General features: G+C 60.9%; 23 protein-coding genes and 1 pseudogene. 13 read left to right on the forward strand and 11 right to left on the reverse strand.

Translation table 11 applies throughout. From position 1 onward, the window contains the following. Positions 1–223: 223 nt before the first annotated feature. A pseudogene (locus tag YUU_RS56380) lies at positions 224–358 on the forward strand (IS5/IS1182 family transposase); the annotation flags it as partial. A 57-nt stretch (positions 359–415) separates the two neighbouring features. Here the strand turns inward: YUU_RS56380 and YUU_RS58645 are convergent. Then, entirely contained in the window at positions 416–796 is a 381-nt protein-coding gene (locus tag YUU_RS58645; RefSeq protein WP_156944313.1) for a hypothetical protein, read from the reverse strand. Positions 797–849: 53 nt separating this feature from the next. Here YUU_RS58645 and YUU_RS50950 point away from each other — a divergent pair, with 53 nt between their 5' ends. The 4 genes from YUU_RS50950 (at position 850) to YUU_RS0115630 (ending at position 5,475) form a co-directional block, all read left to right on the forward strand. After that, on the forward strand, positions 850–1,098 hold the full coding sequence (locus tag YUU_RS50950; protein WP_245288021.1) for a ribbon-helix-helix domain-containing protein: 249 nt from the start codon (positions 850–852) through the stop codon (positions 1,096–1,098). A gap of 673 nt (positions 1,099–1,771) precedes the next feature. Next, on the forward strand, positions 1,772–2,122 hold the full coding sequence (locus tag YUU_RS0115610) for a hypothetical protein (RefSeq protein ID WP_027523232.1): 351 nt from the start codon (positions 1,772–1,774) through the stop codon (positions 2,120–2,122). Positions 2,123–3,270: 1,148 nt separating this feature from the next. Continuing rightward, positions 3,271–3,636: a hypothetical protein gene (locus tag YUU_RS50955; protein WP_371260489.1), complete on the forward strand. Its 366-nt coding sequence runs from the start codon at positions 3,271–3,273 to the stop codon at positions 3,634–3,636. Positions 3,637–5,034: 1,398 nt separating this feature from the next. Then, entirely contained in the window at positions 5,035–5,475 is a 441-nt protein-coding gene (locus YUU_RS0115630; RefSeq protein ID WP_063621719.1) for a hypothetical protein, read from the forward strand. 661 nt (positions 5,476–6,136) lie between these two features. Here YUU_RS0115630 and YUU_RS0115640 read toward each other — a convergent pair. The 3 genes from YUU_RS0115640 to YUU_RS50960 all read right to left on the reverse strand — a co-directional run bounded on the left by YUU_RS0115640 (position 6,137) and on the right by YUU_RS50960 (position 8,647). After that, positions 6,137–6,325 carry a hypothetical protein gene (locus YUU_RS0115640; RefSeq protein ID WP_027523235.1) on the reverse strand — a complete coding sequence of 63 codons (189 nt, stop codon included), beginning with the start codon at positions 6,323–6,325 and terminating at the stop codon, positions 6,137–6,139. 63 nt (positions 6,326–6,388) lie between these two features. Next, the gene (locus YUU_RS0115645; protein ID WP_027523236.1) at positions 6,389–7,123 is read right to left on the reverse strand and encodes a hypothetical protein; all 735 of its coding nucleotides are present in this window, start codon (positions 7,121–7,123) and stop codon (positions 6,389–6,391) included. A gap of 9 nt (positions 7,124–7,132) precedes the next feature. Next, entirely contained in the window at positions 7,133–8,647 is a 1,515-nt protein-coding gene (locus YUU_RS50960; protein WP_063621721.1) for a terminase large subunit domain-containing protein, read from the reverse strand. 2,067 nt (positions 8,648–10,714) lie between these two features. Between YUU_RS50960 and YUU_RS0115665 the strand changes: the two genes are divergently transcribed. Both YUU_RS0115665 and YUU_RS0115670 read left to right on the forward strand, forming a co-directional pair. Beyond that, positions 10,715–10,945, forward strand: coding sequence for a hypothetical protein (locus YUU_RS0115665; protein WP_156944314.1), 231 nt, complete (start codon positions 10,715–10,717; stop codon positions 10,943–10,945). Between the two features lie 517 nt (positions 10,946–11,462). After that, complete coding sequence (locus YUU_RS0115670) at positions 11,463–11,816, forward strand: hypothetical protein (protein WP_027523239.1); 354 nt, start codon at positions 11,463–11,465, stop codon at positions 11,814–11,816. Positions 11,817–11,877: 61 nt separating this feature from the next. Here the strand turns inward: YUU_RS0115670 and YUU_RS55100 are convergent, their stop codons facing one another. From YUU_RS55100 to YUU_RS0115695, 6 genes are all read right to left on the reverse strand, one after another. Further along, positions 11,878–12,405 (reverse strand): hypothetical protein, encoded by a 528-nt coding sequence (locus YUU_RS55100; RefSeq protein ID WP_156944315.1) that lies wholly within the window; start codon positions 12,403–12,405, stop codon positions 11,878–11,880. Between the two features lie 3 nt (positions 12,406–12,408). Further along, positions 12,409–12,810, reverse strand: a complete 402-nt coding sequence (locus tag YUU_RS0115680; RefSeq protein ID WP_156944316.1) for a hypothetical protein — start codon at positions 12,808–12,810, stop codon at positions 12,409–12,411. A 44-nt stretch (positions 12,811–12,854) separates the two neighbouring features. Beyond that, entirely contained in the window at positions 12,855–13,181 is a 327-nt protein-coding gene (locus YUU_RS0115685) for a hypothetical protein (protein WP_027523241.1), read from the reverse strand. A 66-nt stretch (positions 13,182–13,247) separates the two neighbouring features. Continuing rightward, on the reverse strand, positions 13,248–13,457 hold the full coding sequence (locus YUU_RS0115690) for an AlpA family transcriptional regulator (RefSeq protein ID WP_027523242.1): 210 nt from the start codon (positions 13,455–13,457) through the stop codon (positions 13,248–13,250). Positions 13,458–13,543: 86 nt separating this feature from the next. Continuing rightward, positions 13,544–14,062, reverse strand: a complete 519-nt coding sequence (locus YUU_RS58650; protein ID WP_156944317.1) for a hypothetical protein — start codon at positions 14,060–14,062, stop codon at positions 13,544–13,546. After that, positions 14,059–15,411, reverse strand: coding sequence for a site-specific integrase (locus YUU_RS0115695; RefSeq protein ID WP_027523243.1), 1,353 nt, complete (start codon positions 15,409–15,411; stop codon positions 14,059–14,061). The genes YUU_RS58650 and YUU_RS0115695 overlap by 4 nt, the downstream gene beginning before the upstream one ends. Before the next feature lie 364 nt (positions 15,412–15,775). Between YUU_RS0115695 and YUU_RS0115700 the strand changes: the two genes are divergently transcribed. The 5 genes from YUU_RS0115700 (at position 15,776) to YUU_RS0115720 (ending at position 22,552) form a co-directional block, all read left to right on the forward strand. Continuing rightward, positions 15,776–15,955, forward strand: coding sequence for a hypothetical protein (locus YUU_RS0115700; RefSeq protein ID WP_027523244.1), 180 nt, complete (start codon positions 15,776–15,778; stop codon positions 15,953–15,955). Between the two features lie 138 nt (positions 15,956–16,093). After that, positions 16,094–16,759, forward strand: coding sequence for a protein-L-isoaspartate O-methyltransferase (locus tag YUU_RS0115705; RefSeq protein ID WP_027523245.1), 666 nt, complete (start codon positions 16,094–16,096; stop codon positions 16,757–16,759). 199 nt (positions 16,760–16,958) lie between these two features. Next, positions 16,959–18,365, forward strand: a complete 1,407-nt coding sequence (locus YUU_RS0115710; RefSeq protein WP_027523246.1) for a TolC family outer membrane protein — start codon at positions 16,959–16,961, stop codon at positions 18,363–18,365. A 411-nt stretch (positions 18,366–18,776) separates the two neighbouring features. After that, positions 18,777–19,535, forward strand: coding sequence for a PopZ family protein (locus YUU_RS0115715; protein WP_027523247.1), 759 nt, complete (start codon positions 18,777–18,779; stop codon positions 19,533–19,535). Between the two features lie 143 nt (positions 19,536–19,678). After that, positions 19,679–22,552 carry a valine--tRNA ligase gene (locus YUU_RS0115720; protein WP_027523248.1) on the forward strand — a complete coding sequence of 958 codons (2,874 nt, stop codon included), beginning with the start codon at positions 19,679–19,681 and terminating at the stop codon, positions 22,550–22,552. 110 nt (positions 22,553–22,662) lie between these two features. Here the strand turns inward: YUU_RS0115720 and YUU_RS0115725 are convergent, their stop codons facing one another. Next, complete coding sequence (locus tag YUU_RS0115725; RefSeq protein ID WP_027523249.1) at positions 22,663–23,265, reverse strand: DNA-3-methyladenine glycosylase; 603 nt, start codon at positions 23,263–23,265, stop codon at positions 22,663–22,665. 129 nt (positions 23,266–23,394) lie between these two features. Between YUU_RS0115725 and lipA the strand changes: the two genes are divergently transcribed. Then, complete coding sequence (gene lipA / locus YUU_RS0115730; protein ID WP_027523250.1) at positions 23,395–24,351, forward strand: lipoyl synthase; 957 nt, start codon at positions 23,395–23,397, stop codon at positions 24,349–24,351.

Genomic DNA, 24,351 nt, shown 5'->3' on the forward strand with positions numbered 1-24,351 from the left:
GATCATCGAATGTCTCCTCGGCAAGAGACATCTGTCGAACCTGTCGCAGAGCCATCTGTCCCAGCGTCACGACGACGCCCCGCTGCCGCTCCTGCGGCAGCGTCTGCCAAACAGGCGGAGGCGGAGATTCGCTCATCGCGGCTTCCAAGCCAACGCGCCAAGGCGCTCAGCGCTTGGAATCCAACTCTCGGTGATTCGTCGAATTCCGTCAAATTATTAGCGGTATTGTCAATGGCATATCGAATGCTGCTTCAGCAAGCTCAAGCAGTTCCGCCGTGTCGCAACCCGCTTCGAAAAGACTGCCCAAAACTACCTTGCCATCGTCACCATCGCAGCCACCGTGCTTTGGCTGCGATAAGTGTCCACACGACCTAGGCCCGCCAGCGAACCGACGGGCTCTGGGTGGGTGGCGTGGTCAGGCGGCCGATGCCTCGGGATCGTAGCCAAGCCGCTCGAGCACGATGAACGACCTTGTCATGCATGCGTTGAGCGCCTCCACCAAGCCCTCAAGGTGATTCTTGGTCGAGCCAATGCCTTCCAGCGTATCCGCTATGGTCGGTTCATCCCATCCCAGCATGTCGCGAAATCTTTCGGTCATGCCAACATCATCGTCGCCGATCATCAATAATGCGAGGCGGATCCACGGCAAGTGCTTTCGATGCCAATCTTCACCAGGAATAGACACCTTGACGGCGGGGAACGTAATGGCCGCCCGCTCAGCCGGCGTTGGCAGCCCTGGATCTGTTGGGCTTGCTTCCGCGAATTTTGGGCGCAGTTTTCCGTTGCGTGCTAACACGCTTCTTAGCCTTGGCCATTTGATTTGACTCCAGGTGGTTGAGGTTGGAGCCGGTGGCGAAGGTTGCAGCCTTGCCATCGGCTCGCTTTTTCTGTACACCAATATTCATGGGCAAGCAAACAAAAACTGTACACAAAAAATCTCGTGGCCGACCCGCCGGCGTCAGGTTCGGCGAGACTATTCCGGCCCGCTTCGAACCCGAGATGATCGCCGCGATCGAGAAGTGGGCCGATGAGCACGAAACTTCACGCTCCGAAGCGATCCGCCGGCTCGTTGAGCTCGGGCTAAAAGTAAAAAAATAATGCTCCCTCAGTGGCTTATACAGCTTGGCTCAATTAGTGGGCTCATATCGTTTGTGGTCACAGTCTGGGATCGACTTCTCTCTGGACGACCGCTTGTCTGGATCAGCCCATCAGAGCACGGCGGCCGCGATCTCCACTGTAAGAACGTTTACAGTTCGGACATTACCATCCGTCGAATTAGATGCTTCCCTTCGGGCGTTGGCGTCTCGCGGGACGACTCGGTGCGGTCGATCGCAATGGCGGCTATTGGCGATTCATTCGTCGCGATCTTGCGTCCTGACGAGGAGCACGAGTTTCCCATCATTCTCAGGCGCGGCGAGCTCTTCGAAGAGGACAACATCGAACGGGCACCTTTTTGCATCGTTGTCTCTTGGAGGAGAAGTCATTCACAATGGCTACCTCAGATCCCGAAGGTGATTTTCTCATCCGTCCGGACCTTGCGGATATTGCAAAAAGCAAGCGTCAAGCCGCGACCCTCAGTGTAACCCCCGCCACCCCCCGTAGCCGCGCCTGTGCGATATTTCCCGTCTAGGCTGGTAAGCAACGGAACGGCACGAAGGCGCATCCACGGGGCCCGCTGCATGCCCACCGAGGCCGAGTTCACCAAGCCGAACTGATTCGCGTTCCGCGCCGCGATGCCCTACCTTGACCCCCGGGGGCAGTGGAGTTGCGTATGCGTCAGTCTCCTTCGATCATCCCCACCCATCGGCTCGACCGGGACTCGTACTTGGTGCTGCAGGACTTCAGCAGCGGCCCCGCCTGGAGCGAGACCGATGAGAACCGGACGGACTACCGGACGCTGATCAACGACCTGATCAGCGGCCAGTACGACCACCCCGTGCGCGTTGTGTGCTTCAATCCTTGGGAGGGTTGGTCGCGCGACGCTTCCGAGGACGTGGCCGAGGAGCTGGAGCAGCGGGTCGCTGAGGGGCACGAGGTCACCGAGCCCGTGCGTGAGTTCATCGAGCGCTTCACCGGGCGACCGATCGGCGTGCAACTGCTGCTGCCACTGAGGGAGTTTTGATCAAGACCGACGAGGCTCTGGGCCACTGAAAAAACGTCGGCCGAGATAGTCAAAACTGCTCGTAGTTCTTTCATCTTGTCGTCATTGGTGAGGCGCAGACCGTGCGCCTTTGATCCGGGCGCAGGACGTCCGACCCTAGGCGGCCGGCATCAAAGATGAGGGAGAAAGCGGTTCGCCTCCATCAGTAGAGACACTCCGCGGTTGTCTTTGGCTGAGCGCACGATCATCTCAGTGGGGGCCAGGGATCTCAGGTACGAAACCATCGACCTCCACGGCCCTCGGCATCCTGTGAGAGCTTGAGCCACTCGGCGGCCAACCGCAGCCAAGTTTCTTTGTCCAGCGGGCTGAGAGCCTTCTCCGCGTGTTGGCGGCATTCCTCTGCTTCCTTACGGAAGCGTTCTGCGTCCGTCTCGGCCATTAGGAATACCGCGGGTGAGAGGAAGCGAGGCCCGGGAAATGGAGGCAAACCCAAAACCGGACCTCGCCGCCGCCGATACCCTCGGGGGAATCGACAACGATGAAGGACTTGCACGGCAGGCTGACACCAGCCTGACGAGGCCCGCCATTGAGATAGGTCAAAATGCCTCAGGGGTTCCCCCCTTGAGAGCATCTCACTTTGCCGCTTCTCCCCGATACAGTGGTTTTGCGCGCGGCGGCGCGCACCGCGTGTCCGCCAGCCTCGCGCGCCGGGGCCGTTCTCGTTTGCAGGATCGGAAGGAGAAGCGAACTGAGCAACGACACACTGGTTAAGCTCATTGTTGTCGCATTGCTTCTGGGCGCGTTCACGATGTGGCGCGCATCAGATCGCGTTCTCGCGTCTTGTCACCACCATTGCCCGACCGACTTTTCCGCCATTCGCCGATAGCGGCCATCGCCGCAGAGCGAGACCTACGTCCGGCTCCTGAAGAACGACGCCGCGGGACATCGGGATGAAAAAGAGACCCGCCTCCGAGTCATTGGGAAGAACTGCACGAAGTTCTTTGCGTCCGGAGGCGGGTACGAGGACTTAGGGGCATTTGCTCAGAACATCGAATGACAGTCCGTAAGCCCGCCATCCGACCAGATCAAACTAGCAGGGCGCCTTGGGAAAAAGCGGTAGTTGGCTCCAGCGTGACCCTTGGACGCACCAGGATTGTGAAGCAGAAAGAATGACCGATCGAGGCTGGGGGCGGCCCTTCGATGATCCGATAGAGATTGGCGGCCGCAAGCTGGTCACGCTGCGCGAAGCCGGCGAGTACATCGCCGCGCTGCCGCCCAAGGTGCACGATGCGCCGGAATGGCAGGCCGCGATGGAGGGGCTGATCCTGGTGGTAGAGCAAGGCGGACCGACGATGTTCGCCCGGATCGGCATCATGCGTGCCCCGCGAAAGACCAAATCCAGATGTTCAGGCGAGGCGCAAGCCAGCCAGGAAATACAGGGTTATCCAATGAACCGGATGGGCCGCAGAACGATCTACGCCATGCTGGCGATCGTAGTGCTGCTACTCATCTGGCAATTCTTCGCATCGCTTTGAAGGACAAAGCGAGGTCTGGCCAGAGAAGCGGCTCCGGCAGGGGGCTGGCAAGCGCGAGAGCCGCTCTATCCCTCTTGAAGCACGCTCCGCAGAGCGTAAGCCAAGTGTACCGCAGAAATCGAAGGGTTAGCGCTCTGTCGGCGCGACAGCCTGACGCACTGGATCGTTGACCTAAGTCAAGTTGGGCTTTGGCGGCGGCAGCCAGCCGCGTCAACCGACCTGTAGGTCAAGGCTCCTGAGATTTCAGTTGTCCACAGGCAACAGTTAGTCCGGTTCGTTAAGTGGCGGGTCGATTCTATTTGCGCCGCTAAGACCTCGGGGCGTAGCTTTATTGGTGCCGGGGCTGGACCATATTTCACCTATTCTTTTTGACCCGGCGGGGCCGCAGCGGCATTTGACGCTGCGGCCTTTTTGCAGACTGCAAACAACCGGCGGGCCATGTTCTTGTGCTGCGGTTATGCACCGTTTATCCACAAGCAAGGATGAACGGATCACGCCCGGATCGTGAATCTGACCTTTCTGCGAATGGCGTGTGCCGCCACCGTTCCGGTTGGGCTTTCTTTGCGATCGGCGCCGGGCGCTTCATGCGGCACCGTCCATCATCATCTGATCCATCACCTTGTCGATGTATTCGCGGCTACAAAGACACGCGGCCGTGCGCGTCCTTAACCTTCATCGGTTACGTAAATTTCGGATTCGTGTTGTCGCGCAACTGCAATTCCAGGAACGTCTCTTGCAGCCGTGCGGGATGGTCAGATGCTCGACCTGCGTACCCGCACGGTTAGGGGCCGACCGTCGAGAGATGGCGGCCCCGCCGTTTTGATCAGTGCAGTGGATCTGGTCACCATTGCCGAGCCCAGATCCGAGACGCAAACCCGCCAAGAAATACAGAGTCATCCGATGACCGTCTGGCTCTGAATTTACTTCCGCTTTCGGCGGCACACCGGACGTGACCGAACTCGCTGCTGGCTTGCCCCAGTCGCGAATGACCCATCTCGGAAATTGGAGCCTGATCAGTTTCCGGCATCGTTTCGCGCCATTTGCCGCTCGAACCTGCTATAGTTTCGGGATTGCGCAAGGCCCGCTCTCGGAGGGGGCATATGCGACGACGCGAGTTCATCACATTTCTCGGCGGCGCGACCGTGGCAAGCTATGTCGGCGCACGGGCGCAGCAGGCGAGATTGCCGGTGATCGGATATCTCGTCTTTGGCTCTGCCGGGGTGGGCCCAGATCACCTCCGTTCGTTCCGCCAAGGCCTTGCAGAAGCCGGAATTGTCGAGGGCCGCGACGCAACAATCGAAATTCGCAGGTGCCGGAGCATGGATCCAAATCAAAGATGGTAAAGGTTGATAGGCTTGAAATGGGATTTCGAATGCGCTGGCGTCGGGCGGATGCCGCATGACGACCTACGTTCGTACTTCAATCCTTTGCACCATAGTGACCCTAGTCCTTTGGAGCGCAGCCGCTGCTCCGTCGCAAGCAGATACCGGTACGCTGCGGGTAATCTTCGGCAAAGGAGGGCTCATCACCGCTGCTGGAGCTGGCCGAGGCATTCTGACATTTCACGGTAAACAGTATCCCTTTGAAGCGTCTGGCGCGACCGTTGGTACCACACTCGGCGTTTCGGCGAGCGAATTTGGAGGTCGTGCCTTCAACCTTCGCACTCCAAGCGATCTCGCGGGGAGCTACACTGGATTGGGCGTTGGCGCTGCCCTCGGGGCTGGCGCTGGCTGGGTGAGATTGCGAAATGAGAACGGCGTCGTGCTGGTGCTTCGCGGTCCGAAAATTGGCGTGGAGGTGTACGCCAATTGGGGGTGGGTGCACATCGACATGAAGTAGTCCCGTTCCCGTCCTTCTCTTCGCGCCCTTTTCGATGCAACGAACCTGACGCCGTATTGCACTGGCCGGCGGGACCGACGAGCCGCAACCGCCATGTTAGGACGCCCATGTCGCGCATTTCGCCGCGGGTGATCTTTTGGGGTCGCATGGCTCTCGGCCTTACTCTTCCGGCTCTTCCGGTTCAAACCTAGCCATTCGAACAGGGCCGTCCCAAAGCTCGACAACGCATTCGTCAACGAGTTGATCGAATAAGGACTGCCTCGCTGCGACTGCTCACAGCCGCTTGTGGCCCCTCGCGTCATTTGCTGCGTTTGCTCATATGCTGGCGATATCGGGACCGAAGCGGACATCGATTGGTGGCGAGCGATGAGGCCGTCGACGAGCTCGGCATCAAGGTGAACGACTGCATCACCCTGGTGATCAAGGCCTCCGACGTCATGGTCGCGGTCGACTGAACATGCGCGATTCACAAAGCGGCTGTCGAGGAGTGTCCGGTCACCTTGCTGCAGCGCTTGAGTCGGAAATTGGCCCTTCGCGTCATTTAGCTGCGCTGCAAACTTCGGTCGCTATCGGTGCATAGCGGACTGCGGCAAGCCATCCGCCCGGCAGCTTTGTGGATTCGCGGCCTATAGGATTCGATGCATCATCAGCTCGAGCGCACTCACTTGCCCTTCGACAACTCGGCCGTGCAAGCCGCGCGAATGTGGTTCTTGGCCACGCAATCAATGACGCCAGCGTCTAGAGCTTCTTGCAGCCGTGCGATCACAGCGCTCTCGAAATTCGCAGCAGCGGCGCCGTTGAGGCCCTTGGCGGCCTCGCGCACCATCGCGCGATCTTCCTTGTTCAACATGGTTCTCTTCCTTTCATTCGACCCTGGACGTACATCCGGTCTCAGGGAAGCTCGTGAAATCATTTAGCCTGCAGCGAGCGAAGGCGCCGCGCGGGTCAGCTCGACGCATTCGCCCTTGATCTCGCGACCAATTCCGGACTCTGCTGCCTCGAGGGCTCGTGAGGCCGTCTCAATCGCGCGATCGATTTCGTCCAATTCTTCGATCTCGGGACCGAACTTCGCCCGAACAGCGGTCGTCTCGAGATGCTTGCGGAGGGCGGGGCCGACGCTGGGAACGACGCGCGGATCGGCTTCAAGAGCGGCTTCGATGTGGATTGGGCTCGGGTTGTCTCCGGCGAGGATGTTCATGATCTCGCGACGTGACATCCGGCTTAGATCGTTGAGAGCCTGAAGCTTTTGCATCGTGTGGACGGGATCGTCATTGCTCGCGGCAACCGGTCGGATCTTAGCTCGCCGAGTCGCTACTTCTTGAGACACCTTCGCAAGATTCTCCTTCGCGCGGTCGATAGTGGGCCTCGCCATCGCGACGAACTTAGCCATCTCGTCAGCGACGCCCGCCGCAGTTAGTTTGCCGCTCTGTTGCAACTCGATGCGTTTCTCGCGCAACGCGTCATATGCTTTCAACGGCCCGCCGTAGACATCCAGCTCGAGTGTCGCGAGCAGGCTATTTCTGGAAGAATCCCAGGCCCACCGTCCGACCCTCGGACCGGCGACATAAACGACGTTCCCATTGTCGGCTTTTCCGATCAGTTGCGAGCGGCCACGCCATTCTTTGGGATCTGCGAGTTTCAATGACATTGCTTTCTCCTATCGAGTTGTCGCGTAACCGCCGGCCAGAGGGCCTTCGGTGATTGCGCCGTCAAAAGTGCGCTTCGGGGAATGGCTGGAAACGCGGATGCCATCACTACCGTAGGCTCCAAAAATGGCTTGCGGCGTCTGCCCTCTGCGCGATGTGGCGAAGACCAGGGCGCCAGCAGCGGCATTGACAAGGTCGTCATGCGAGCCGGGCGCATGATCAATTGAATCTCTGCCGCCTCGCGCCGTCCGTCGTTCGAGACTGACGAGCTGCGCGATCAGGCGCTTATTGTCGAGGAGATCGACCTCGCGGCTATTCAACCGGGGAAGAAAGTCGACATAGATTTCGCTCTTGGAGAGTTCAGATGACCGATATTCGAGCCCAGCCTTTCGGAAGGCCTCGGCAACCCATTCCGCGCCGTAGCGGTCGCCATTGACGCGTCGGATGCCGTAGATGCGCAAAAGCCCGGCAAACTCTTTAACGGCGGTCTCAGGCGAAAATGGCGGGTGGATCTCTCTAACCGCATCGAGAACCCCGATCGGTTTGCCGCCCTTGGTCTCGACGTGGCTAATCGCCAGGGTCATCGAGTCAGAACTGCCGCCGCTGGGGTCCGCGAAGGCGTAGTAAGTCGCCCCCTTGATTGGCGGTCGCTCATAAACACCCGTGCTCACGCAAGCGGCCACAACCTCGGGCGTGACAATGCTTGCAATGTCGGTGCGAAACTCGGCGCCGTATTCGGCAGATGCACTGGCCGGATCGCGCTCGAAGGCCTGATCGATGACCGACTGCGGAACGGTCGGGTTCATGGTGCGGGTGTCAGCCTTCCACACCAACACGCCGCTGTCGTCCTTTCCGAAATAGCGCTTGAATGCGTCATGCAGCGCGCCGCGTCTGGCATAGGGTGACGAAGCACACAGCAACTTGGCGCCAGGAATGGTCGCCATGCCGGGGCGCAAAGCGTCCAGGATCGCGTAATCGGGTTCGGCAGCATCATCGCTGGGCCAGAACGCGATCTCATCGCAGAGAGCCGCAACGATCGTATAGCCGCGTACCGACTTGAAGCTTGCAGTCGCAACCTCAATGGTGACACCGTTGTCGAGATCGAAGCTTTCAGTCGTCTCGCGCCCGACCATCTGAGCCAGCATCGGAATGCCCTTGAGCAATCCACGCGCATAGCGGACGATGCCCCTTGCTTGCCGCCGGTCCGTGGCGATCACAAGCACGGTGCCGCGCTCACCGGGAGCAAGATGCATTCGGTAGTCGCCAAAGCAGGCCAGGAAGACGGCGGTAAGAGCGAGAACGAACGATTTGCCAGCGCGACGACCACAGATCAGCCAGGCCTCGAGGGCAGGGGATGTTGGCGGCACCGTCCTACCCGTGCATCGCTGGTAGGTCAGCAACATCTCTGCCGACATCGGCAACGCGAAGAGCGCGGCCAGGAATGCCATCCAGGCAGCCCAGTCGGCTTGGCTCTTGAACCAGGGCGCGAAGAGCTTCTTGTCGGCGCACGCCTGCAAGATGTTCATGCAGGCTCCCCAGCACGGGCCGCCACGTAGTCGCGAAGGTCGGGGGTGATGTCCTTGGCGCGCCGTTGAAGGCCGATGGACTCCAGCAGTCGCCGGAGATTGCCGGCGGTCCGTTGGTACAAATCCAAGTCTTGCGCAGATGCCGCGCCAGCGAGCGCAAACGTGGTCTCCAGCCGTTCCAACTCAACGGTCAGTGTGGCAGCCCGGCGAACGATGGAGCGCTCAGCGGCGCTCACAGCAGCGCTGCCGCCCAGGTCAGACACATGTAGGTCGATCAAGTCGCGGAGCCGACGCGCCCACACGCTCCGACCATCAACTCCAGCTAACAACGCGGTACCATTGGTCACGCGCGATCGATGCGTTTGCTTCGCGGTCGTTACTGCCGAAGTAGTTGCCGACATCAGGGTTCACTCGCTGAAAACCAGGCCATGTGGCCCAGTAGTGGCCCTTAATGATTCAAGCGTCAAATCAGCGAGATCAACTCATTGCATTGGCTATCTAATCGATTCAAAGAACAACCGACTAAGAAGCGGATGTTTGCGCACTTGGCAAATCAGGAGGTACGAATCAACGTGCTCGATGCCCTCAGAAAAATGGGGGGCCGCTATGAATGAATTGCGGAAGTGTAAGAGAACGGCTCCAGCTGCGAGGCTGGCTGGAGGCGAGCCGGAGCCGTCCACCTACGCTCCGCCGAACGCGCGAGCTTCTTATCGGAAATGGAAGATCGCTCTTTGACTTAGCCGTAGATCTGAGCTTGACGCAGCGCTCTGCGCATTCCGGGTGACGGATCCTTCATCCGCACCAAGCGCAGGCGCGGTGAACGTTCCTAGCGTTCTACCAGGACGCCGGTGCGACCGCGGATCGCTTAGAGCCGCTCATCATGATCGGCTCACTGCCGCCCCTCAGAATCGCGCCACGCCTGCCGTAAGCTTTGCAGATGAACCGCGGCTACAGTGTTCCGCTCCCGATCCGTGGATGTTCGCCGTTTGGAACGCTTGCTACCCCCACAGGAGGATGTGTGTTCGGGTATGTTCCACTTGACGTATTCCTAAACCCGCCCGCGCGACCTTTCGGATTTGCGCTCGCGTGGCAGTCGGAGCTGCTCTAGCCCTTGCTCTATTACTCGCAGGTCCTCCTCAACGTGCTTCAGAGCCGCACGCGGATTGATGCCGGGCGCGGCTTGTAGACCTCCGAGCAACTGGCGCCGAAGTTCACGCATGTCCTCCAATGCTCGGCGGTTCTTCAAACGTACATAAGCGGAAACAATCAATTCAATCGTGTTCGATGGCATGGGTGCTCCGAAAAATTCGATTGCTGAAAAAGGCGCTGTCGGGCTGGAAATACAGATCCCGGCAGCGCGGTATTTTCTAACTAGGCACTGAAATCCCAGTTCATTTTTACTATGCAATGGGCATGCCACAGGTTTGTGACGCTCCCGACAGATCGCGCAAGTAGCACTTAGCCGCCCGGTCTAATCCGTTGCACTTGCAACTAAAAAGAGGCCTTTGGGAAAATTTGGCGAATTGCGGATAAACGTTTATTGTTCCTATTAGCGTTCTGGGTGGATGCAAAGCCGTGAGCCTGTATTTGTTGACTCTCGCGGGGTGCGTCGTCGGTGGTCTCCTTCTGCTGGCATTTGGCCGATAGGACCGGCGCGGGCGCATCAGTTGCCGCGAATCACCATCCGAAGACGGAAATCAATTTTTCCGGCTGGTTAGTTTTGACTGTGTACGGGTGTGCGCATTCACTTCCAGCATGGACGCGATCATTTTTTGGATTTCCGTCTTTATCCTTGCAGTGGGCGCGGCGATCCTGATCGCCCACGCGATCGACGCTTTCCGCTCCTGAAACTTGGAGCTTTGCCCCCTCTCGCGTCTTAAGCGTTATGCGCTTCGTTGTTTATTCCCTCGGATGGGGCGCACGGGGCCGCCATATCGCGGACGCTGAGAGTGCGGACGAGATCAAAAGGATCTACCGGAACCGAGTAGGTGATCATCCCATCGAAATATGGATGGACCGCCGGTGACAGAGTTCAGTGTTTGAGTAATTTCGATATTGGATTTGGAGGTGTTGAAGATGCCGATTATGGCCAAGTTGGAAGAAATCCGTGATGAGGGCGACACCAAATCTTTGGGTACGCTGAGCTTCTTACAACTACCCGCGCCGGGTGATCGGATAGAGGTGCACAGGGGCACGGCATATGCGGAAATGATCGTGCTTTATGTGCTGCACCGACCCGTCCCGGAAGGACAGGGCGAGCCAGGAGCCACCGTTTACGGCCAAATTCAAATAGGCTAGCCAGGCTGGAAACTCGGGATTTGCCATCCGCGCATGTACTTGCTCATTTATTCCCCCCGTGGATATCGTTCTGCGTATTTCAGCCTCGAGCCGGTATGTTTGGCCAATAGGTCATTCCCCGGGACGGGTGCACGTCCCGCTCGACGATAAGCCACCCCCGGGACCTTAGGCGATCGATGGAGCGACGAAGGGTCTGCAGATTGTGGACCCCACTCAAGTCGGCAAGCCTCTCGAGCGAGACCTGGTAACTGCCGCTGCTTGTGTTTTTGAAACCTCTCACCAACTCGCACGCAATTTTGCCCGCTGACTGAGTGGTGAGCGGGTCGTCGCATACGGCGCGGAGCCAGGTATCGGGATCGATGTGTATTGCTTCCGCTCCTCAGAGCTATCGCTTGCGCCCTAACAGATCAATGTTAGTTCACATTGCGACTATCAGGGTTAACTAGCGATCCAACTTTCGCTCACGTCGGGCTCAATAATACGCTGTGAAAAACTCCTATCAGGGAGTACTCACAGCATGGACACGCCCGAACTGATCGGGGTCATAGCCGTCTCTTTCGCCCCGTTTTTGGTCTCGATTGGAGCAGTGCTCTCGGCTGGAGGGCCCCGCAAATGGCCATTTCTCTCGTACGCGTTTTCCCTTTTAGCTGGCTTAATGGCCGGAAAGGATTTCGGCTTTCTGCTGTGGTCCATTTGCTGGATCGTCGCGTGGGTATTTGCCGGAATTGCTCTGAAGGCGCGCGGGGACCGTTCGATCCGAACCTCTTTGCCTGAAAGTGCGCAGGCCCACCATGCTGAGGTCGCCTTCGACGCACCTGACGACGAAGCTTCGCGGCCGGGGAGCGGCTCCAGTGCTCATAAGGTCGGTTGATACAGAGGTCGTCCCGTCTGGTACTTCCCCCGAGATATAGAGGTAGTGTGGGTTTTCCACCCTAGGACAGTAGTGTGGGATTTCCACCCTGGGAATTGTCGGCCACAGTGTGGGTTTCCCCCACTGTCACAGTGTGGGATTTCCACCCTGGGGATTTGTTTTTGGTCTTGGCCAGTCTGGCCATCCGCGCGAGTTGATGGGCTTCCTCTGTGGTCTTGACAGTCCTCCATTCGTGCGACGGCTTGGGAGTGCTCTTGCAGTTGATGCAGGTGAGCCGGAAATAGTTCGGCCAGCGGAAGCCACCGGCGCTGGGCTTGCCGCGCTGTGTGACCTCCACAAAGCCCAAGGCCTCCAATTCGCGGATTGCCGGCGCAATCGCTTGGCGATCGATGCCGTATTCCACGAACTGGTCATAGGTGACCGGCAGCCTACCGTTGTCGTTGCCGCCGTGATGCGCCAGCTCGATAGCGATGCGATCGAACACGCGATGTGCCGACAAGCTGAGCGCTCGCCAAGCCGGGCTTTCCAGCATCTCGATAGTACGGGCAGAGAACTGCCCGTCTATCTGGTTGTTTCGCCGCTTGCCCAAGCGCTAGCTTTCTCGGTGCCGTTTCGCAAGGTTCTCCAGGAACGCAATCTCGTTCTCTGGCGAAACAAAGATGAAAGCGTCGTGCTCATCGTTCCAGCCGGCGCGTTGACGGATGATCAATTCACCGCCCTTGTTGCGATACGCCGCGGTCGCGCGCTGGTCTCGCAGAACAATGCTTTCCTCGTCGGGATTATCCCAATCGAAATCATCCGACTCCTCCTCCGGAGACGCTGAGCTGTGTGCCCGCTGAGGGGCCAGACTGACTATGCCGGCTGCGATCGCCTCATCGACCTGTTCCTCCGCGGTCTGGGGTTCGGAAGGGCCGGGCGGATGGAGCCTATTGAAGTCTTCGGCGGCCGCGATGAGCATGTTGCGGCGTTCGGTTGGGGTCGGCTCCGCCGACACCTCCTTGATCGGATCGAGCTCGAGTTCCGGGCGTCTCACATGCTTCATCGGGCGGCCCTCCAAATGACGACGGTACGGCCTTCGCCGTTTTTCTCGCGGAAGGGCGTCTCGATTACATCGCCAGTCGCGACCAACTCGCTGAGCCGGGGACGAACAACGTAGCGGCTAAGGCCTAATTTGCCCGCGATGCCTTCGGCGCTGAGCCCGAAGATTTCACCACGCAGCGCTTGCAAAACTTTGTCGCGATTGGTCTTGGCGATATCGACGACGAGCTTAGCCGCCTCGTAGGCCGTCTGCGGAGATCCGTCCTTGGTCCCGGGATTGGAAGGATATTTGCCGCTTGCGCGCGGCCGTGCAGAATTGTAGTGCATTTGTGTTCCTGATTGATCGATGATTTGGAGAGCCCCGGCGTGCCAGCGCTTGGGGCTTTTCTGCTTTCAGGCTGCGGTCAGCTGCGAAGCGTCGCGTTCAGCGATCTTCTGCGCGATGTACGCATCGATTTCAGCTTCGACGTAACCGTACCGACCTGGGCCGGTAGGAACGCGCTTCGGAAACTTGCCGGCTTTTTCAAGCCGCCAAAGGTGAGGCTTGCTGTAGTTGATGCACTTATCGGCGAGAGCGGAGTAGGGGATAAGACGCCTGGTCATTCTGTGTCCTCGCATTGAGTGATTTAGCAATGCGAGGAAATAACCATGGATGTTTGGGCATCGGCAGGTATTAAAAAAGAGCCGATTTATTTTGCACCCCTAAGTCTGGTGCGGTGATCCCAAAGACGACGGAAATCGCAACCGGCAAGTGGACGCATACGCAGCTGCACCGCGGGGACTTCCGTCCTTCTGTATCTTCCCGGCTCATGTGCCCTGAGAACTTTTATTGCCTCACTGCAGGCCGATTGATTGATTGGCTTTCCATTTGGGCAGGCATTCTTGCAGCCCATCTTGCGCCATCGGTGCACGATTTCGTTGGCGAATATCGCTGCGACGTCGTCCTCTTTTTTCGCCAACCGCTCGTACTTTAATTCGGTACTGTTCTTGCGGACGCTGTCTCTTGGACGACCTCGCTTTGGATATGCCAATCCTTCCAACACATCCGCGAGATACCAACGGAAAGTCGGCGTGATTTCCTTGTCGGACCTGAGAAAAATGATCAGGCTCCGATGATGTTTCGAGCTCATGTGAGCTGCTATTGCGCGGTCGGCCGGCGTGAGCTTTGTCGCAAATAAAGCGGGGAGCACCGGATGATCCTTTTTCATCGGACGCTCGCGCTTATTGCGATAACATTTTGGGGCGGTGGTTGCGTTATATCTCGCAGCCGCGCCGCCCACAGCTCTAGCGCCTCGCGTTTTTCATCCAGGTAATCGTGCAAATCATAGACGCCCTTGATGCCGGGCCGAACGTGGGCAAGCACAGCCTCTCGTGCTTCCTCTGTGACCTTGAGCCGGGACAGGCCGCTCCGCACAGTGCGGCGGATGTCGTGGTTGACGAACGGCAGAAGCGCGACTTGCTTATGATCATCGCCTCGGATCTTCGCTAGCGCTCTAAGTGTTCGAAGCATCCGCGCATCTAGGCGCTGCTTGTACTTCGTGCCCATCCAAACTGAAGTCTCCCCTGCCGTCGTCGAGAAAAGATATTTGCCACCCTTGAACTTCGGCAAATCATCGATGATTGCCAAGATGTCTCTGGTAAGGGGAACGGCATGGGGCCGTGCCTGCTTCTTGCCGCCATCCTTTCCTTTCATGCGGGCGGCGGGGATAACCCAAATGCGTTCGCGACTGTTGATTTCATCCGACGAAGCGTCGGCCACTTCGTTGAGCCGAAGCGCGGTCAGGCAGAGTAACCGATAGACGGCGCCGGCCGGGTAGGGCATCCGACTCGCGGCCCGCCACAGTGCGAATAGCTCATCGTCTGTCAGCGTCCTTGCACTGGATCGCGGCATGTCGCCTAAAATGCTCGTAGCTGTGAGGTTAGCGCACGGCGAAACCTTCAGGCCGTATTCGGGCTGTGCCACGACCCAGCGGAATAGCCGTTTAATCAGCGCCAGCAGGTTGCGCGCACCGACCTTGCCGCCCGAGCCCTTGCTCCGTGCAACCTTCCTCTTGCGCCCCTTGCTCTTGATGAGCGCAGAAATCTGCAGGTCGCTTATCTCGGTGATTGCGTAGTCCTTCCATGCAGGGAGCAGGTCGCGTCGGATGTCGCGCTCCGCTTCAGCTCCCTTTCGCTCGGTCGATAACTTGTCGCGGATGAAGTCCTCAGCGACGGCGGTGAAGGTCGTCTTGCGCTTCAGGATCTCGGCTTCGCGCTCCCTGCGCTCTTGGTCGGCCGGATCGACCCCCTTGGCAACCAGCTCGCGCCAGCGACGCGCCTTCTCTCTTGCGTCAGTAAGTGACATGTCGGCGCACTTGCCGATCTCCCGACGACTTGCACTTCCTCCGCCAGGGAACCGGGTTCGGAGGATAAATGTCTTGGTGCCTTCGCTGGTGACCCTCACACCAAAGCCAGGAACTTGCGCATCCATGACCTGATAGCGCTCGCCTTCAGGGGCCTGCTTAAGACCTGTAATTAGAGTGGGGGTGAGATTCTTGCGATGATCTGTCTTTGGCATGGTTGGGGCCACTTGGGGGCCACTTAAACGCGCAAAGCTAAGTGGCCCGATGCAAAGCAACACGACGCAATGAGTGAGTGAATCGTAACCGAATCAGTGCGTTAGGCAAAGCGAACAAACGACTTGAAATGCTGTGAAACGAGGTCGTGACCATCTGTTAATCGGATGGTCGCTGGTTCGAATCCAGCCCGGGGAGCCAAATTTCTCATCAACTTCAATATCTTGCCGCGCACTGATGTGCCGGAGCGCGAGGCTGTTCACGCGGACGTGCACGTCGTCTGCCGCGCCTACATCGCTACGACGCCAATTCGACTCAATTCAAATCGAGGTTCCCTGACGCTGGGCTTACGCGGAGCTGATTCCGATGCCGAACGTTCAGGTCGACCATTCCCACTTGTCCCCCTCGATTCTGCCCACCGACATCCCCGATCTCAGCGACGACGAATGCCTCGCGCTGCTCGCGCGCGCGGTCGAGACGCGCGATTCGGCCCGGCTGGATGAAGTCGCGGCCTTCATTGGCCGGCTCGCTGTCGCGATCGAATAGGGCGCAAGACCCCAAGCCCAATTTGATCAGCCCGAGGCTTGCGCCTTGTGGCAATCGCCGTGTTGCGTTTTGGCGGGGCATGTTCCAAAGATGCCGCCACGTTTTTCCGCGGCGCCGTCCGCATTCCAGGGTTCCCCAATGTCCGGTTTTGCGACCGCGCGCCAAAAGATGGTCGATGGCCAGGTGCGCACCAGTGACGTCACCGATCGCCGCATCCTCGATGCCATGTTCACGATTCCGCGCGAGGCTTTCGTACCCGCAAGCCGGCAGGCGCTGGCCTACCTCGACCTCGATCTCGACGTCGCCGAGGCCGGATCGGCCAAGCGGTACCTGATCAAGCCGGCGCTCACCGCCAAGCTGCTGCAGGCGGCCGAGATCGGCGAGGCTGATCGTGTCCTGGTGGTCGGCTGCGCCAGCGGTTACGTCGCGGCACTTGCCGCCAGGCTCGCTGCGCAAGTCACGGCTACGGAAAGCGATTCGGCGCTTGCCGCAAAAGCGAATAGCAATCTGGCTGCCCTCGGATTTGCGAATGTGACGTGCGCAGCCGCGCCCAGCGCGGATGGGGACCCGGCGGCTGCCCCCTACGATGTGATCATCCTGAACGGGGCGACCGAAGTGACACCCCACGTGCTCTTCGAGCAGCTCAAGGAAGGCGGGCGGCTGGTCGGCGTGTCGGCCGAGACGACGCCCCCGCGGGCCATGATCGTGACCCGCGCCCATGGCGAATTCGGCCACCGCGCGCTGTTCGACGCAGCAGCCCCGGTTCTTCCCGGCCTGGTGCGGGCGCCCGCCTTCGTCTTCTGACGGGGTGGAACTCGTTAAAAATACCGTTCTGAATCAGAAGTGTGGCAGGGATGCTGCACGTGAAGACTTTCCGCTGCGAACAACCGCCGGGTAGTTCCGTCCGGCTTGACCACGTCCTATGGTGCGCCGGGGGCAACGACTCTCTGTCACCCGGCTCGCGGGCACGAGCCGGCGATAAGAATGAAACGGAACTTCTGGGATGCATGGGGTGAAGCTCTTCACCGGAGCTGCGGCTTCGGTCCTCCTGATGGCGCTCGCGGGGCATTCGTCGGCCTTGGCGGAGACGATCGAAGGCGCGCTGGTGCGCGCCTATCAGGATAATCCGCAGCTCAACGCGCAGCGCGCATTCGTCCGTTCGACGGACGAAAACGTGCCGCAGGCATTGTCCGGATATCGCCCCAAAGTCTCGCTGAACGCGAGCGTCGGCGCTCAAGTTCTGCACAGCGACTCGACGGCAGCCAGTACCGGTGGCCTCGTGATACACACGGTCAACAGTGGCAATAATGCACCGCGTGCAGCCGGTCTCACCGTGTCCCAGACGCTGTTCAACGGCAACCAGACCGGTAACCGGACCCGGGCCGCGGAGAATCAGGTTTCCGGCGCTCGCGAGGGATTGCGCAATCTCGAGCAGCAGGTGCTGTTCTCGGCGGCGCAGGCCTACATGGACTATCTGCGCGATTCGGCGACGGTCGAGGTCAACAAGAGCAACGTCCGCGTGCTCGAGCAGACGTTGAAGCAGACGCGAGACCGCTTCAACGTCGGCGAAGTCACCCGCACCGACGTGGCCCAGTCCGAAGCACAACTGGCTGCGGGGCGAACCCTCGAGCAGCAGTCCGAAGCAACGCTGACGGCGACGCGTGCGAACTATCGTCGCATCATCGGCATCGAGCCCGTCAATCTCGCGCCCGGCTCGCCGGTGGATCGCCTGCTGCCGCAGTCGCTGCCAAAGGCGGTCGAGCTAACGCTCATCCAAAACCCGACCGTAACGGCGGCGATGTTCGGGATCGATGTCGCCTTCATGAACCTGAAGGTGAACGAAGGCGCGTTGCTGCCGACGCTCACGTTCCAGGCCACGGTCAATCAAGCCTATGAGCAAACTCTGATCACTCCAAGCACGTTCAGCGCTGCCGCCATCGCACAGGCCTCGATGCCACTGTATCAGGGCGGCGGCGAATATTCGCTGATCCGGCAGTCCAAGGAGTCGCTGGCGCAGCAGCGGCTCGCGCTCGACCAAACGCGCGACCAGGCTCGGTCCGACACCGTATCTGCCTGGGGCCAGCTCGACGCGTCCAAGGCGCAGGTGCAATCGACGCAGGCCCAGGTGACGGCGTCCGAGATCGCACTGAACGGCGTGCGCGAGGAGGCAAAGGCCGGCCAGCGCACCACGCTCGACGTCCTCAACGCGCAGCAGGCGCTGGTCAACGCCCGCATCAACCTTGTGCAAGCGCAGCACGACCGCGTCGTGAATTCCTATCGCGTTCTCAGCTCGGTCGGCCGCCTGTCTCCGCAGGTGCTCGGCCTGAAGACCAACGTCTACGATCCCAGCGTGCACTACCACCAGGTGCGCGATAGCTGGGCCGGCGTGCGCACGCCCGACGGACGCTGATCTCCGCGACCAGAAGCATGATCCGGAAAAGTGTGAAGCGGTTTTCCGAAAGATCATGCTCAGACAACAACCTAAAGCGCGATGACGATTCTTCGAATCTCGTCGCGCTTTAGGTCGGCGTCGCATCATGGCGATGCCGACTTGCGGTTTGCTTGCAATCATCAAACGCCCTGACATAGCCTTTCACTGAGATGCTGGCGCGATTCGCGCCGCACCTCATGTTGTTTGCGTAAGGCTTCGGTGCCGTGGGCAGGGGGCGCACCGCCGCGCAATGAGTCGCAATCGCCGTGATCTGGGGACAAGTCAGGCGGTCGTGGCGAAAATGCTGAGCCACCCGTTCGGAACCGGCCAATCCTGTCGTGCTTGGTGTAAAACAACGCATGCGAGGGCGTTGATGATGTGGAGTCGGAGATGACGCAGCCTGCAAAGGTGCAAGAACCCTCGATGGAGGAGATTCTGGCCTCGATCCGGCGCATCATTGCCGACGATGAGGCCAAGCCTCCGCTGGCCGAGAAGGCCGCCGAACCTGCCAAGCCCGCTGCCGCGCCGGCGCCCAAGCCGGCCGCGATGAATGACATTCCGCCGTCCAAGATCGCGCCGGCCAAGCCTGCCGCCGAAAAACCGGCTGCGCCACCACCGGCTGCAAAGCCTGCGGCTCTGGCGCCGGCCGCAAGCAACAACCAGGACGATATCGACGCACTGCTGGCGGGGCTGGACGAGGCGACCCCCGCGCCCGAGATGCGGGCGCCGGAACCCGAGCCCGAGCCCGACGTGCTCGAGCTGACCGACGAGATGGCGGTGGAGACGCCAGCGCCTCCACCACCGAGCTTTCGCAAGGTTGAGCCGGGCGACGATGTCGAATTCGCCGAAGCCGCGGCGACGCCGTTCCGGCCGGCTCCTCCGCCACCGTCCTACCAACCGGTGAATTTCGACGCGCCGCCGCTGCCGCCGCAGCAGCCATTCCTGGCGCAGACCACGGTCTCCGCCGTCGAATCCGCCTTCAATTCCCTGGCCCATACCGTCCTGAGCTCGAATGCGCGCACGCTGGAGGACCTGGTCAAGGAGATGCTGCGGCCGATGCTGAAATCCTGGCTCGACGACAACCTGCCGGGCCTCGTTGAACGCATCGTGAAGGCGGAAATCGAGCGGGTCTCGCGCGGCGGCCGGTAAGGCCGGGCCGCGTGGTCCCGATAAAGCCCTGCTTTTATGACCCATTGGGCCTGGCGACCGGGCCGGAAAGCCGTTTCGCCGCCGGGCTTTCCGTTGACACTTTCCGTTGACTTGGCCGCCGCGCACGGCTTTTTAGCAGCCCCATGATCGAGAAAAACTACCAGCCCGCCGATATCGAAGCCCGCATGTCCGTCGTCTGGGAGGACAGCCTTGCCTTCAAGGCAGGCCGTCCCGACCGGCGCGACGCCACCCCCTTCACCATCGTGATCCCGCCGCCGAACGTGACGGGCTCGTTGCACATGGGCCACGCGCTCAACAACACGCTTCAGGACGTGCTGTGCCGCTTCGAGCGCATGCGCGGCCGCGACGTGCTGTGGCAGCCTGGTACCGACCATGCCGGTATCGCGACCCAGATGGTGGTCGAGCGGCAGCTGATGGAGCGTCAGCAGCCCGGCCGCCGCGAGATGGGCCGCGAGAAATTCCTGGAGCGGGTCTGGGAGTGGAAGGCCGAGAGCGGCGACACCATCATCAACCAGCTCAAGCGGCTCGGCGCCTCCTGCGACTGGTCGCGTGAGCGCTTCACCATGGACGAGGGCCTGTCGAAGGCCGTCATCAAGGTGTTCGTCGAGCTCCACCGCGATGGCCTGATCTACAAGGACAAGCGGCTGGTCAACTGGGACCCGAAGCTGCTCACCGCGATCTCCGATCTCGAGGTGCAGCAGGTCGAGGTCAAGGGCAGCCTCTGGTATCTGCGCTATCCGGTCGAGGGCAAGAGCTTCAGCCCCGACGATCCCGCGAGTTTCATCGTCGTCGCCACCACGCGCCCGGAGACCATGCTCGGCGATACCGGCGTTGCCGTGCATCCCGAGGACGAGCGCTATCAGAAGCTCGTCGGCAAGCACGTCATCCTGCCGCTCGTCGGCCGCAAGGTCAAAATCGTCGCCGACGATTACTCCGACCCCGAGAAGGGCTCGGGTGCGGTGAAGGTGACGCCGGCGCACGACTTCAACGATTTCGAGGTCGGCAAACGCCATGCCCTGCGCCAGATCAGCGTGCTCGACAAGGAGGGCTGCCTCGATCTCGTCGACAACGAGGATTACCTGCGCGACCTGCCGGAGGGCGCCTCGCAATTCGCCGCGGAATTCCACAATGTCGAGCGCTTCGCCGCGCGCAAGCGCATCGTCGAGCGGCTGGAGGCGTTCGGTTTCATCGAGCGCATCGAGCCGCACACCCACATGGTGCCGCATGGCGACCGCTCCGGCGTCGTGATCGAGCCCTTCCTCACCGACCAGTGGTACGTCGACGCCAAGACGCTCGCAAAGCCCGCCATCGCGGCGGTGCGGAACGGCGAGACGACCTTCGTGCCGAAGAACTGGGAGAAGACCTATTACGAGTGGATGGAGAACATCCAACCCTGGTGTATCTCGCGTCAGCTCTGGTGGGGCCATCAGATTCCGGCCTGGTACGGGCCGGACGGCAAGGTGTTCGTCGCCGAGACCGAGGAGGAGGCAGTCAGCCACGCGCTCGGCTACTACGCCGAGCAGGAGGTCATCACGCCGGAGCAGGGGCGCGAGATGGCGCTCGACCGCAACAAGCGCGAGGGCTTCATCACCCGCGACGAGGACGTGCTCGACACCTGGTTCTCCTCCGCGCTGTGGCCGTTCTCCACTCTCGGCTGGCCCGACGATACGCCGGAAGTGAAGCGCTACTACCCGACCGACGTGCTGGTCACCGGCTTCGACATCATCTTCTTCTGGGTCGCCCGGATGATGATGATGGGCCTGCACTTCATGAAGGAGGTGCCGTTCTCGACCGTCTACATCCACGCCCTCGTCCGTGACGAGAAGGGCGCCAAGATGTCGAAGTCGAAGGGCAACGTCATCGATCCCCTGCACCTGATCGACGAGTACGGCGCCGACGCGCTGCGCTTTACGCTCGCCGCGATGGCAGCCCAGGGGCGCGACATCAAGCTCGCGACCAGCCGCGTCGAAGGCTATCGCAATTTCGCGACCAAACTCTGGAATGCCTGCCGCTTCGCGGAGATGAACCAGTGCCTGGTGCCCGAGGGTTTTGAGCCCGCGAAAGCGACGCAGACCCTGAGCCGCTGGATCGCGCACGAGACCGCGCACACCACGCGCGAGGTGACGGAAGCGATCGAGGCTTATCGCTTCAACGATGCGGCGGGCGCGATCTACCGCTTCGTCTGGAACGTCTATTGCGACTGGTATGTCGAGCTCGCAAAGCCCGTGTTGCTCGGCCCGGATGGTCCGGCGAAGGCCGAGACCCGCGCGATGGTCGCCTGGGCGCGCGACGAGATTCTGAAGCTGCTGCACCCCTTCATGCCCTTCATCACCGAAGAGCTGTGGGAAGTGAGCGCCAAGCGCGAGGAATTGCTCACTCTGGCGCCGTGGCCGCTGAAGTCCGCCGGGCCGACGGCGGAAGAGCTCGCGATGGTCGCGGCATCGATGCCGAATGACGGGGCTTTCATGTCCCCGATGGTACTGCCGATCTTCGACCACGCCGACTTCACCGATCCTGCGGCGGAAGCCGAGATCGGCTGGGTGATCGACCTGGTGACGCAGATCCGTTCGGTGCGCGCCGAGATGAACATCCCGCCGGCGACGCTGACGGCGCTGGTGCTGGCCGGCGCCTCCGCGGAGACGAAGGAGCGCGCGCCGCGCTGGACCGATGTCATCAAGCGCATGGCGCGGCTCTCGGACATCTCCTTCGCCGATCGCGCGCCTGACGGTGCCGTGCAGATCCTGGTGCGCGGCGAGGTCGCAGCGCTGCCGCTGAAGGGGGTGGTGGATCTCGCCGCCGAGCGCGTGCGTCTCGACAAGGAGATCGCCAAGGCCGATGCCGACATCAAGCGCGCCGAGTCCAAGCTGGCGAACGAGAAATTCGTCGCCAATGCGGCCGAAGAGGTCGTCGAGGAGGAGCGCGAAAAGCGCGAGGCCGCGCTGGCGCGCAAGGCGAAGCTGTTCGAGGCGCAGGAGCGGCTGAAGCAGGTGTCGTGATCTTTCGGTCATTCCGGGGCGATGCGCAGCATCGAACCCGGAATCTCGAGATTCCCCGAAGCGCAATTGCGCTCGGAGGTCTGGTCCTTCGGACCATCCCGGAATGACAGCTACCTCGGAAACGGCTTGCTCAAAAACTTCGAGCCCTTGACGCCGTAGCGCCAGGGCAGCTCGACCGCCTTGGTGAGGCCGATCCGGATGCCGATCGCGATCTCCTTGTCGCCGGTGCGCGCGTGCAATGCGATCGGCGGGCGGTCGAGGGGCAGGGCGTTGTGCGCAATCGTGATGCCAAGCGCTTCCGTCAGCTTGCCCGGTCCCGAGCATAATGCATGCACATCGACGAGATGGCGCCGGCGGCGCATCGCGGCAATCCCATGCGTCGGCTCCAGCGCGCGGATCAGGACGGCGCTGGCCGAGCCTTCCTCCTCGCAGACGAAGTTCACGCACCAATGGATGCCGTAGGAACGGTAGACATAGGCAAAGCCGGGCGGGCCGAACATCACCTGGTTCCGTGGCGTCGGCCCGCGGTAGGAGTGCGCCGCCGGGTCGGTATGATGATAGGCCTCGACCTCGACGACAATCCCGCCGACGCCGTTCACCAGCAGCGTCGCGCCGATCAGGTCGGGCGCGACCTCGTGGACGCTGCGCGCGAAGAAGCCACGCTTCAACGGCTTGCCCAGGGTGGGTGTGGAGGGCTTCGATTTTGGAGCCATTCGAGGTGAGAATCGCTAGACGACAGAGCAGGATATTGCCCATATCTGCCATGTTCCCTGAAGCGGCGCGAGCGGGTTGCGATGCCCTGCGATACCGACTAGGTAGGACCTGAACAGACCGGATACCCCATGGTCGTTATTGTCGACACCATCACCAACCCGCCGCGCCCGCGTCACCCGGAGAAAGTGAACCGGCCCGATGCCGCTTCGCCGCCGAAGCCGGACTGGATCCGCGTGCGCGCGCCGAACACCCGCGGCTATGCCGACACCCGCAACATCGTGCGGGCCAACGGCCTGCATACCGTGTGCGAGGAGGCGGGCTGCCCGAACATCGGCGAGTGCTGGGACAAGAAGCACGCCACCTTCATGATCATGGGCGACACCTGCACCCGCGCGTGCGCCTTCTGTAACGTCAAGACGGGCCTGCCCAACGCGCTCGACGCCGCCGAGCCGGAGCATGTAGCCGAGGCCACCGCCAAGCTGGGGCTCGCCCATGTCGTGATCACCTCGGTCGACCGCGACGATCTCGCCGATGGCGGTGCCGAGCATTTTGCCAAGACGATCCGCGCGATCCGCGCCGCCTGTCCCTCGACCACGATCGAGATCCTGACGCCCGACTTCCTGCGCAAGGAGGGGGCGCTCGAGGTGGTGGCAGCGGCCAAGCCCGACGTCTTCAACCACAATCTCGAAACCGTGCCGTCGCGTTACCTGACGGTGAGGCCCGGCGCGCGTTATTTCCATTCGATCCGGCTGTTGCAGCGGGTGAAGGAGATCGACCCCACCATCTTCACCAAGTCCGGCATCATGGTCGGCCTGGGCGAGGAGCGCCACGAGGTGCTCCAGGTGATGGACGATCTGCGCTCCGCCGAGGTCGACTTCCTGACCATCGGCCAGTATCTCCAGCCGACCCGCAAGCACCACGCCGTGATGCGCTACGTGCCGCCGGATGAGTTCGGCTCATATGAAAAGGTCGCCTACACCAAGGGGTTCCTGATGGTGTCGGCGAGCCCGTTGACCCGTTCGTCGCATCACGCAGGTGACGATTTCGCGAGACTGAAGGCAGCGCGGGCGGCTCACGCCCGCTGA

It is taken from the genome of Bradyrhizobium sp. Ec3.3 (genome assembly GCF_000472925.1).
Taxonomy (GTDB): Bacteria; Pseudomonadota; Alphaproteobacteria; order Rhizobiales; family Xanthobacteraceae; genus Bradyrhizobium.